General features: G+C 65.2%; 10 protein-coding genes and 1 pseudogene. 7 read left to right on the top strand and 4 right to left on the bottom strand.

Annotation, left to right across the window (positions count from 1 at the left end):
- On the bottom strand, positions 1 to 456 hold a 456-nt coding region (locus RMN84_RS00965; protein ID WP_309610337.1), incomplete at its 3' end, for an ATP-grasp domain-containing protein.
- A 36-nt stretch (positions 457 to 492) separates the two neighbouring features.
- Here RMN84_RS00965 and dinB point away from each other — a divergent pair.
- The 3 genes from dinB (at position 493) to RMN84_RS00950 (ending at position 3,180) form a co-directional block, all read left to right on the top strand.
- The gene (dinB, locus tag RMN84_RS00960; protein WP_405051413.1) at positions 493 to 1,602 is read left to right on the top strand and encodes a DNA polymerase IV; all 1,110 of its coding nucleotides are present in this window, start codon (positions 493 to 495) and stop codon (positions 1,600 to 1,602) included.
- 173 nt (positions 1,603 to 1,775) lie between these two features.
- A complete protein-coding gene (locus RMN84_RS00955) occupies positions 1,776 to 2,312 on the top strand; it encodes a CarD family transcriptional regulator (RefSeq protein ID WP_309610335.1) in 537 nt (178 codons plus the stop codon).
- Positions 2,313 to 2,478: 166 nt separating this feature from the next.
- Positions 2,479 to 3,180 carry a GIN domain-containing protein gene (locus RMN84_RS00950; RefSeq protein ID WP_309610334.1) on the top strand — a complete coding sequence of 234 codons (702 nt, stop codon included), beginning with the start codon at positions 2,479 to 2,481 and terminating at the stop codon, positions 3,178 to 3,180.
- A gap of 60 nt (positions 3,181 to 3,240) precedes the next feature.
- On the opposite strand, the gene RMN84_RS00945 is transcribed toward RMN84_RS00950, so the two are convergent.
- The 3 genes from RMN84_RS00945 to mgtE form a co-directional block, all read right to left on the bottom strand.
- On the bottom strand, positions 3,241 to 3,780 hold the full coding sequence (locus tag RMN84_RS00945) for an FxDxF family PEP-CTERM protein (protein WP_309610333.1): 540 nt from the start codon (positions 3,778 to 3,780) through the stop codon (positions 3,241 to 3,243).
- Between the two features lie 152 nt (positions 3,781 to 3,932).
- The gene (locus tag RMN84_RS00940; protein ID WP_309610332.1) at positions 3,933 to 4,322 is read right to left on the bottom strand and encodes a DUF1489 family protein; all 390 of its coding nucleotides are present in this window, start codon (positions 4,320 to 4,322) and stop codon (positions 3,933 to 3,935) included.
- Positions 4,323 to 4,387: 65 nt separating this feature from the next.
- A complete protein-coding gene (mgtE, locus tag RMN84_RS00935; protein WP_309610339.1) occupies positions 4,388 to 5,779 on the bottom strand; it encodes a magnesium transporter in 1,392 nt (463 codons plus the stop codon).
- 150 nt (positions 5,780 to 5,929) lie between these two features.
- On the opposite strand from mgtE, the gene RMN84_RS00930 reads away from it, so the two are divergent.
- The 4 genes and pseudogenes from RMN84_RS00930 to RMN84_RS00915 all read left to right on the top strand — a co-directional run.
- A complete protein-coding gene (locus RMN84_RS00930) occupies positions 5,930 to 6,385 on the top strand; it encodes a peptidylprolyl isomerase (RefSeq protein ID WP_309610331.1) in 456 nt (151 codons plus the stop codon).
- Positions 6,382 to 7,146, top strand: coding sequence for an SDR family oxidoreductase (locus tag RMN84_RS00925; protein ID WP_309610338.1), 765 nt, complete (start codon positions 6,382 to 6,384; stop codon positions 7,144 to 7,146). The genes RMN84_RS00930 and RMN84_RS00925 overlap by 4 nt, the downstream gene beginning before the upstream one ends.
- 348 nt (positions 7,147 to 7,494) lie before the next feature.
- A complete protein-coding gene (locus tag RMN84_RS00920) occupies positions 7,495 to 8,118 on the top strand; it encodes a PEPxxWA-CTERM sorting domain-containing protein (RefSeq protein ID WP_309610330.1) in 624 nt (207 codons plus the stop codon).
- A pseudogene (locus tag RMN84_RS00915) lies at positions 8,115 to 8,450 on the top strand (hypothetical protein); the annotation flags it as partial. The gene RMN84_RS00920 and the pseudogene RMN84_RS00915, both read left to right, overlap by 4 nt.

Genomic DNA, 8,450 nt, shown 5'->3' with positions numbered 1-8,450 from the left:
CTCGGGCGTGTCGTGGGCGACGGCCTCGATGTCCATCCCGCCTTCGGTCGAGACGACCATTGCGACGCGGCCCGTATCGCGATCGACCAGTAGTGCGAGGTAATATTCGTTGGCAATGTCGACGCCGTCGGTGATGTAGAGCCGCTGGACCTGCTTGCCATGCGCGCCGGTCTGAATGGTGACGAGCGTCTTGCCGAGCATCTCCTGGGCATGGGCTCGCACTTCCTCGATCGACTTCGCCAGGCGGACGCCGCCCTTGCCATCGGGGCCGAGCTCCTTGAACTTGCCCTTGCCGCGCCCGCCGGCGTGGATCTGCGCCTTGACCACCCACAGCGGCCCAGGGAGCTGCTCCGCCGCCGCGACGGCTTCGTCGGCGGTCATTGCGGCGTGGCCGGCGGGGACGGGCACGCCATATTTGGCGAGCAATTCCTTGGCCTGATATTCGTGAATGTTCATGGCGTGTCCCGAAGGTAGAGTTTGTCGCCCTTAAGCATGACTCGCGGGCCAAGCCAAGGTAAAGAACGGGGCGTGAACAGCCCGCCGCGCAAGATCATCCATGTCGATATGGACGCCTTTTATGCGTCGGTCGAACAGCGCGACGACCCGGCGCTGCGCGGCAAGCCGGTGGCGGTCGGGGGCGGGCATCGCGGAGTCGTCGCGGCGGCGAGTTACGAAGCGCGGGCGTTTGGCGTGCGATCAGCAATGCCCGCGGTAACGGCGAAGCGGCGCTGCCCCGGGTTGGTCTTCGTCAAGCCGCGGTTCGACGTCTACAAGGCGGTGTCGCGCCAGATCAGGGCGATTTTCGAAGACTATACCTCGCTGGTCGAGCCACTGAGCCTCGACGAGGCGTATCTCGATGTCACTGAGGATGTGCGCGGGCTGGGCAGCGCGCGGGCGATTGCCGAGGAGATCCGCGCCCGCATCCGGGCCGAGACCGGGCTGACTGCCTCGGCCGGGGTGAGCTATTGCAAGTTCATCGCCAAGCTGGCGTCGGACCAGAACAAGCCCGACGGGCTGTGCGTCATCCCGCCCAGCCGGGGCGAGGCGTTCGTCGCGACGCTGCCGGTCAAGCGCTTCCACGGGGTCGGCCCGGTGACGACGGCGAAAATGGAACGGCTGGGGCTTCATACCGGGGCCGATCTGGCCGCGTGGAGCAGGGCCGAACTGGAGGCGCATTTCGGATCGTCGGGCCATTGGTACTGGCGGATCGCGCGCGGCATCGACGAGCGCGAGGTCAAGCCTGACCGGCTCCATAAATCGGTCAGTGCCGAGCGGACCTTCGACATCGACCTGAGCGACGACGCGGCGCTGGCCGAACAATTGGAGCGGGTCGCCGGCTATGCGTGGGAGCGCATCGCGCGTGCCGAAGTAACCGGGCGCACGGTGGCGCTGAAGGTCAAATTCTCCGATTTCACCCTGATCACCCGATCAAGGAGCTTTGCCGCACCGGTTCCTGACGAGGCCGCCTTTGCGGCTGCCGGACAGGCATTGCTCGGGGCGCTTCTACCGGTCGCGAAGGGCATTCGCCTGCTTGGACTGGGGCTGCAGAACATTCAGTCCACAGAAAAGGGCGAGCCGTTTCAGCTCGGACTGGCGATTTGATTCGTTTTCTGTTATATGAGTGTCACGAGCCGCCGCGTTCCGTGGTGGTATCATCTGCTGGATCGATCAGAGACGGGCACGCCGCGACCGGGGGTCTCACAGGGAACCGCACCATAGAGCGCGCGGTTCAGGTGATGCAACGGCGGGCCGGACAACAATAGGAAGGTTCTGGAATGGCTGCGAAAGCGCTTAGCTTCGATGTTGGCGATTATGTTGTTTACCCCAAGCATGGTGTTGGAAAGGTTACTGAAATCCAGAACACGGAGATCGCCGGCACGAGCCTCGATCTCTATGTCCTGCGCTTCGAAAAGGAGCGGATGACGCTCCGCGTTCCGATCGGCAAGGCCGATGCGGTCGGTATGCGCAAGCTGTCGAGCGACAAGACCATGAAGGACGCGCTCGAGACGCTCAAGGGCAAGCCCAAGGTCAAGCGGACGATGTGGTCGCGCCGCGCTCAGGAATATGAAGCCAAGATCAATTCGGGCGACCTGACGTCGATTGCCGAAGTGACTCGCGACCTGTTCCGGGCCGACGACCAGCCCGAGCAAAGCTATTCGGAGCGGCAAATCTTCGAAGCAGCCTCGTCTCGACTGGCGCGCGAACTGGCAGCGATGGAGCAGGTCGACGAGCCGACTGCGCTGAAGCAGATCCTCGAGATCCTCAACGCGGCCGCGTCGATCCACAATAAGGCGAAAGAACTCGCGGCGTAACCGCCCGCGCAGCTGCCTGAAATCTGGGGGCGCGTCCGACAAGGGCGCCCCCCTTTTTTGTGTGCCTAGCCGCAACCGCTTGACGGGAGCAGCAACGGGCAACGGGCATTGTTCCCGGGCCTGTCCGACAATACGGTTCCTTAACCATGAGCGGCGAGGATAGAGTATGCGCATCCCCATTCTCATCCTCGCCGGCGCCCTGTCGCTGCTCGCCGTCGCTCCGGCTTCGGCGGCCGACCGCAATTTCTCGGTGACCTCCTTTACCCGTATTCGGGTCGACGGGCCGTATCGGCTGCGGGTGACGACAGGAGTCGCCCCCTTCGCGACCGCGAGCGGATCGGCGCACGGCCTCGATGGCGTAGCGATCGACGTGCAGGGCACGACGCTGGTGGTGCATTCCAATGGCGCATCATGGGGCGGCTATCCGGGCGAATCGTCGGGGCCGATCGAAATCGCCATCGGCACGCACGACCTGACCGCCGCCTGGATCAATGGATCGGGCGCGTTGGCGATCAATGCGGTTCGCGGGATGAGCTTCGACCTGTCGGTCCAGGGATCGGGCAATGCCACGATCGACCGGGTCGCGGTCGATCAGTTGCGGGTCGGCCTGTCGGGCGCGGCATTGGCCCGGCTTTCCGGCCAAGCGGCGCAAGTGACGGCCATCGTCCGCGGCAGCTCGTCGTTCGACGGCAGTGCGCTGGAAGCGAAAAATGCCACGGTCGGCGCGGAGGGTCCGTCGGTCGTGCGGGTCAACGTCCGCGACACGGTCAAGATCGACGCCCGGGGAACCGCCTCCGTGTCGCTGACCGGCGGTGCAGCCTGCGTCGTCAAGGCGATTGGGTCGGCCAACGTAGACGGGTGTCGCTGACACCAAAAGGCCCGACCATCGCTGGCCGGGCCGTTTTATATGCGGCGTAATCGCGTGCGGTTACGCGGCCTGCATGGCCAGTACCGGGCGCTTACGACGGAGCGACACACCCGCGGCACCAAAGCCGATCAGCATCATCGCCCACGTCGCCGGTTCCGGCACGGCACGAGCAAATGACAGCGTGCCCGAAAAGGCGGCGTCGGCCCCAGCGGTGGTCCCGGCGACACCGTTGACAGTCAGCGTGTTGTTGGCGAGCAACGCCTGGTTGAGCAGATTGCCGCCTTCGGTCTGGCCGTGCGGCGACAGGTTGAAAGCCGTGCCGTTCAGCAGCACCGACGTGAAGTCGATGTTCTGGTTCAGCGTGGTATAGGTGGAGGTAATGTCCGCCGACTGAAGGTTGAACCCGGCGGGCGCAGCGAAGTTGAAGTTGACCGAGAAATTGCACGGCGTCTCATCGGCCGCGCAGGTGACGGTACCATTGTAGAAGCCGGTCGAGTTCCCGATGCTGAGAGACTGCGACGTAACCGGGAGCGCAGCATTGGCTGCGGATCCAAACGACGCGGCCGCAGCAGCGGTCAACGCAAGAGCAAGTTTGTTCATCCCACTTCTCCTAAACGACCCTGTTAACTTTTTGGAGGATCTAATGAATTAATTATTGTTTAACGACTTGGCGGCGTTTGGCTACCCGCATATTTTCGGGGGGCGTCTCGCATCGGGACATCCGATTGGGGCCGACCCAGCCGGGCAGCGGGTCAGACTAGGGCCAGGGCTGATAGTCTGCCATAAAGTGCAGGCGGCAATGCGCCGAGGCCACTGTCATCGACCATTCCGGCCGCCGGCGCAGCGTCCTCCTCGAGATAGCGCCAGCCTTGGTGCGCGCGTTTCGGGCTCGGCGTCAGCGGGATGAGTTCGGCGACGCAGACGATGTCGATGCGGCCGTCGCTGCGGTCGTCGAAGCGCAAGATCTCGAGCCGCGCGACAATCCTGTGCTTGACGATCCAGTGAAGCGAGCCGCCGATCAATTCAGCCATGCGCTTGGGCCGCATCCGCGTCGGCACGCGCACTTCCCCGTCCCGCGCGCGCCGCGCGAGGCGGTTGGTCAGCGCGTCGACGCTGGCGCAGCCGACGGCGGTCTTGGTCAAGTGAAGCGGCACGAGGGCGACATAGGCCGACCCGCCCGGCGATCAATGGCCTGCGGTGAGTCGCGTCAGCCGCTCAGCCCCGCGAGCTGCGCCAGCCCGAGGAAACTGAAGAAGCCCATCACGTCGGTCATCATCGTCACGAACACCGCCGACGACACCGCCGGGTCGATGCGCGCCCGGTCGAGGCTGACGGGAACGAGAATGCCCGACAGGCCGGCGACAATATTGTTGATCACCATCGCCGCGCCGATCACCAGCCCCAGCATCGGATTGTGGAACAACAGCCACGCACCCGTCCCGACCAGCAGCCCGAGTGAGCAGCCATTGGCAACCGCGATCGTCAGTTCCCGCCCGATCATCCGCCGCGTATTGGAACTGGCGAGCTGATTGGTGGCGAGCGCGCGCACCACTACCGCCAGCGTCTGAGTCCCGGCATTGCCGCCCATCCCCGACACGATCGGCATCAGCACGGCGAGCAGGGCAAACCGGCTGATCTCGCCCTGAAACAGGCCGACAACGCTCGCGGCGATCATCGCCGTGCCGAGGTTGATCACCAGCCAGGTCAGCCGCGTCCGCACCGTAATAATGATAGGCTCGTTGATGTCCCCATCGCCCGCCCCGGACAGCAGCAGCACGTCCTCGCCGGCCTCTTCCTGGATGATGTGGACGATGTCATCGACGGTGATCATGCCGACCAGCCGCCCGCTGGGATCGACCACCGCCGCCGAGATCAGCGCATATTTCTGGAAACGCAGCGCGACTTCCTCCTGGTCCATCCCGACCGGGATCAGGGTCTGATCCTCGACCATGATATCGGCCACGCGGACCGAGCGCGGCGACCGGAGGATGGACGACAGGCGGCAGGTCCCGATCGGGTGGTGTGTCGGCGAGACGACGAACACTTCCCAGAAATCGGTCGACAACTCCTCGCCGGAACGCAGATAGTCGATCACCCGGCCGACCGTCCAATGATCGGGCACCGCGATCAGGTCGCGCTGCATCAGGCGGCCGGCGGATTCCTCCGGATAGCTCAGCGCCTCCTCGATCGCGGCACGATCGTCAGGCTCCATCGCGCGAAGCACCGCGCGCTGCTCGTCGTCCTCGAGGTCCTCGATCATCGCGACCGCGTCGTCGGTGTCGAGCTGGGCGGCGAGATCGGCGACCTGCTGCGGCTCCATCTCGTCGATCAGCAATTCGCGGACATGGTCGTTGAGCTCGGCGATCACGTCGGCATCGACGATCCCGGCCAGCGCCGCGACCAGCCCGTCACGCTCGTCGGCGCGGGCCAGTTCGATCAGGTCGGCGACGTCAGCCGGGTGGAGCGGCCCGACCAGCGCGCGCGCGGTCTCGTCGTCACCCGCCTCAACCGCATCGAGCACGCGCTCGACGAACGCCGGCTTGAGCCGGTCCTCCTGATCGTGGATGCTGTTGTCCGCAGCGTCGACCGGCGGAGGCATGACCGTCGGCAGGGCGTCGGCTTGGCTCTCGCTCATCCTGCTTCCCCTCGACCTTCGACCCGTCGCGACCCTCTATGGCTGGCCGCCCACTGGCGCAAGCCGCAGCGTCGCCCTACATGGCCGCCAACCCTTCAACCGGAGACCAAGACGATGGCTGACGCCAATACCCTGACCCTTTCCCTGTCGAGCGGCGGCGATGTCGTCATCAAGCTGCGCTCCGACCTCGCCCCCGGCCATGTCGAGCGGATCGCGACGCTGGTCGGCGAAGGCTTTTACGACGGCGTGCCGTTCCACCGCGTCATTCCCGGCTTCATGGCGCAGGGCGGCGATCCGACCGGGACCGGCATGAGCGGCAGCAAGCTGCCCGACCTCAAGGCCGAGTTCAGCGCCGAGCCGCACGTTCGCGGCACCTGCTCGATGGCGCGCACCTCGGCGCCGAACAGCGCCAACAGCCAGTTCTTCATCTGCTTCGACGACGCCCGCTTCCTCGACAAGCAATACACCGTCTGGGGCCAGGTCGAGAGCGGCATGGAGCATGTCGACGCGCTGCCCAAGGGCGAGCCGCCGCGCGAGCCGGGCAAGATCGTCAAGGCGACCGTCGCCTGAGCGAGACATCGCCGGTCGCGCTGGTCACCGGCGCATCGTCGGGCATCGGCGCGGAATTTGCCCGCCAGCTGGCAGCGCGCGGTCATCGGCTGGTGCTGGTCGCGCGGCGGCTCGATCGACTCGACGCACTGGTGGCCGAGATCGGCAATGCCCGGGCGGTCGCGCTCGACCTGAGCGAGGCAGGCGCGGCTGGACGGCTGATGGCCGACCTGGCGGCGCACGGCGAGCGCGTGTCGCTGCTGATCAACAATGCCGGATTTGGCATGTGGGGCCGGTTCGCCGTGCTCGACGGGGCGCGGCAACGGACGATGATCGACCTTAATTGCGGGGTGCTGGTCGAACTCGCCCATGCCATCCTGCCAGACATGCTGGCGCGCAAGGCCGGGGCGATCCTGAACGTGGCCTCGACTGGTGCCTTCCAGCCCGGCCCGCGGATCGCGGTCTATTTCGCGACCAAGGCATTCGTCCTGTCGTTCAGCGAGGCACTGCATGAAGAAGTCTACCGTGACGGCGTGACGGTGACCGCGCTGTGCCCCGGCCCGACCGCGACCGAATTCGGCGAGGTCGCCGGGTTCATCGGCAATTCAGCGTTCGCCCGGCTGTCGATGGCGGTCGGTCCGGTCGTTCGATCCGGACTGGATGCGATCGACTCGGGGCGCGCCGTGGTCATCCCCGGGCTAGCGAACAAGGCCGGAGCGCAGGGACACCGCTTCCTGCCCCGTTCCTGGCTGCGGCGGATTGCCGGCTCGGTGAAAATATAACCAAGTCTTGAAAAAATACTGATTTGGGCTTGTTCGCACTTGCACAATCTATTGTGCGCTGCGATATCAGTCGGGCCTTTCGAGGCATCCTCTCCTGAGAAACCTTTCACGGGCCGGACGGAAACGTCCGGCCCCTTTTTTCATTCGTACGCACTCACCAACTATTTCGGGCCGAGGCGTCGAATCATCGCCCCCTGCCCATTCGATTCAGTGCCAAAATGACACGCTTCGGCGTTAACCTCTTCTGTTAGTTGCGGGCAACTTAACGATAGCGTAAATCGTTACCGTATGATGAACCATAGTTCCTCAGCTGGCAATTTAGCCAGTGGCTGGTCTGCAGCGCCGCGCATGGCCAAGATTGGCCTGGCCGCGATTGCGCTCGCTGCCATTCCCTTGGCGATTGGCACGTTCATTCCTGCGCGCGACGGTAAGGAATCGCTCACCTCGTCGATCGTGCACGGTGCGCCCCTGGCCGACATGCTGACGATGCTCGATCAACGCTCGCCGGGTGAACGGATCAAGGGCGAACTGGCCGACAGCAAAGCGCGCAAGGCGCCCGGGTTCGTCCCGCATCAGCGGGCGCTGGCCAAGATCCGCACGCCGGAACTGCCCGACAGTTTCATCAAGCCGCTGTTCGCCGCCGACAAGCCTTCCAACGAAGTCCCGGTAGTTAAACTGCCCCCATTAATTGAACAGCCGCCACTGCCCGACGTGGTGCCGCCGATCGTGCGGCCTATCCCACTGCCGCCGCTATTGCCCGGTCCCCCGCCGATCGTCTCGGGGCCGGGCCCTGACGTGCCTGGTCCGCAAGTGCCGCCAATTCCGCCAGTCCCGCCGGTCACTCCAGCGGTGCCCGAGCCGGATACATGGGCGCTCATGCTGCTCGGCTTCGGCGCTACCGGCATCGCGCTTCGCCGGCGTAGGTCCGCCCGGCCGATGCGGCCCGAGAGCGCGTCGCTCCAAATTCAGTGACATCTGCGGCGATCCAGGTCGTCGCCCTTCTTGCGTTGGGCCTCCTATCCGCCTGCGATGCCAAGCCCTCCACCCAAGTTGCAGAGCCGGTTGTCGCCAAGGCGGCGCAGTCGCAGCCCCTGCCGGGTTCGGCGGGAGTCCGGGTCGCCGTCACGTCAGCGCCGGTGCCGACCGGTGGCCAGCCCATCCGCTCGATGCTCAACATCCGCACGCCGATGACCTATGGCGAGCATCGATGGGACGAGGCCGGAGTGCCTGCCGGTCCGGTGTGGATCCGCATCGACCTCCACGACCAGATCTTGTCGGTGTTTCGCGCTGGGCACGAGATCGGC

The sequence above is a fragment of the Sphingomonas sp. genome, from assembly GCF_031380695.1.
Lineage (GTDB): Bacteria > Pseudomonadota > Alphaproteobacteria > Sphingomonadales > Sphingomonadaceae > Sphingomicrobium.
Note: the sequence above shows the minus strand (reverse complement) of the source record. Positions and strands in the feature narration are given on the sequence as shown.